The organism is Mesorhizobium sp. M1A.F.Ca.IN.022.07.1.1 (assembly GCF_003997575.1).
Lineage (GTDB): Bacteria > Pseudomonadota > Alphaproteobacteria > Rhizobiales > Rhizobiaceae > Mesorhizobium.
The window spans coordinates 1-1,781 of sequence record NZ_RZST01000586.1; the positions used below are offsets into that span (position 1 = coordinate 1).

4 protein-coding genes are annotated in these 1,781 nt (G+C 59.2%); 2 read left to right on the plus strand and 2 right to left on the minus strand.

Translation table 11 applies throughout. The features are described 5' to 3' along the window. A partial coding sequence (locus tag EOA75_RS32435; protein ID WP_127326105.1) for a helix-turn-helix domain-containing protein occupies nt 1-514 on the minus strand: 514 nt, incomplete at its 3' end. Next, nucleotides 511-807 carry a hypothetical protein gene (locus EOA75_RS32440; RefSeq protein ID WP_127326106.1) on the minus strand — a complete coding sequence of 99 codons (297 nt, stop codon included), beginning with the start codon at nt 805-807 and terminating at the stop codon, nt 511-513. The genes EOA75_RS32440 and EOA75_RS32435, both read right to left, overlap by 4 nt. 206 nt (nt 808-1,013) lie before the next feature. On the opposite strand from EOA75_RS32440, the gene EOA75_RS32445 reads away from it, so the two are divergent. Then, nucleotides 1,014-1,310: a hypothetical protein gene (locus EOA75_RS32445; RefSeq protein ID WP_127326107.1), complete on the plus strand. Its 297-nt coding sequence runs from the start codon at nt 1,014-1,016 to the stop codon at nt 1,308-1,310. Continuing rightward, complete coding sequence (locus EOA75_RS32450) at nt 1,307-1,771, plus strand: hypothetical protein (protein WP_127326108.1); 465 nt, start codon at nt 1,307-1,309, stop codon at nt 1,769-1,771. Before EOA75_RS32445 ends, EOA75_RS32450 begins: the two co-directional genes overlap by 4 nt. The last annotated feature ends 10 nt before the right edge of the window (nt 1,772-1,781 follow it).

The following is a 1,781-nucleotide window of genomic DNA, read 5'->3' on the forward strand; positions in this document are numbered from 1 at the left end:
GCTCAGTTCTGGTCTTGCGCAGCATGGCGACTGCCGGAGCGGAAATCTTCGAACGCGACAGGAAGCCAGCGAGATTCTCTCTCGCTTTCATCACACCAAGCCTACGAAGCTTACCCTCGGCTGCTATCGAGGTCCTCGACTGGCCGGCCGCAGGCTCATGTCTGGACGAGCCAATCAGCGAATTAACGGGAATGCCTAGATGCTGATGCAGCGCCCGAATCTGATCAACAGTGGGCTGCCGCTGGCCGTTGAGTATCTCCGATACTCGCGACTTACTCCCGAGGTATGGGATCAGATCGCGTTGTGACAGTCCGGTCTGCGCCATGCGGAACTTAATCGCCTGCGCGGGCGTGGCTGCTTCAAGCGAATGCTTGGATCGCTCCCACCTTTCGATGAGAGCCTGTAGCACCTCCAGCTCATCGCGGTCCTTCCTGCTACCGCGCCCGAACAGCGCCGCGGCACGCTTCAGTGCCGATTGATAGTCTTCCTCCGTGCGTATTGGTCGAACCGTCATGCCGCCTTGCTCCCTGTCTTGCTGGCGCGTGCCCCGCTTGCCGCACCCGCATACTCGATGAGAACTATCTGTGCCTCGCAGTCGGCGAGGAAATCTACCCGAAAGCCGCCGTTGAGCGGAATCCGAACCCTGGTTCCGTCGATCACCGCCGATGGAAAGAAGTCAGCGATTTCAGCCATTGACTGCCACGCGGCTGCCTCGAGCTCAGCAAGAAGAGCCCCCGCCGCCCCATCAAGAGCGTCTCGGCCACGGTGCGCGAGCTCATCCAGCTTCGATATCCCAATCAACTTCATGGCAAACCGCGGCTCCATCACAAAAATGGTTCCCAAATGTGGGATGACTATTGCACTCGACCTCGCGGCATGCCATATCAGACTCAGTGTTCCCAGAAGTGGGACTAACACACAGAACTGCTGGGGCCAAGGGGTTTGCTTCACCCCCCGCGCAGATTCGGGGCGTAACCGCCGGGCAAGCAGCCCGACAACGATGGAGTTAATGAATGTCTCAGGAAAATAAAGGCCCCGGCGAGAATTCGCGGAAAGGTCACAACGACGATGAAGTCGTGCTCGAGATCGCGACGCCGAACGGCGTCTTCCGCGGCTCGTTCGACAAGAACGACAAGGTCGAGAAAGTGATCAATGAAGTGGTGATGGACCGCGATCTCGCCGAAGGGGACGCGTTCGAGCTCTACTACGGCGATGTCCACCTCGAGCCCGTCAATCGCCCTCTGGTGAGCTTCGGGCTCAAGAGCGGCAGGTACAAGCTGACGCTAGTCGCCACCGGTTCCGGGGTTTGATCATCGTGAGCACTCCCGCTGCCCTGTTGGTGAAGGTCGAACTCGACGCGCTCGAGGAGAATGCTGGCCTCATGTGCTGGTCGATCAAGCAGATCGATGACCTCACCTTCGACCTCGGGCTGCCCGCTAAGGGCGGCGTGACCTACCACCTGCGCGTGAGGTGTGATGGCTATCCAGCAATCCCGCCAGCTTGGCACTGGTTCAATCCGGCGACCGGCAGGATTGACGATCGACTGGATACGCCACGCGGCGGCAATTTCCTTCACCCCAACGGCGTGATCTGCGCGCCGTGGAATCGCCTCGCCTATACCACGGTCGATTCTCGCGGACCGCATTCGGATTGGCAAATCGGTGCCTGGCAGAATAACTCATATACGAGAGCTTGCCGTACCTTGAGTGCCATGGCCTTGCGTATCGCCTACGAACTGATGAAGAGTTGTGAAGGCAAGCTGGCAGCATGATCCTCGACTG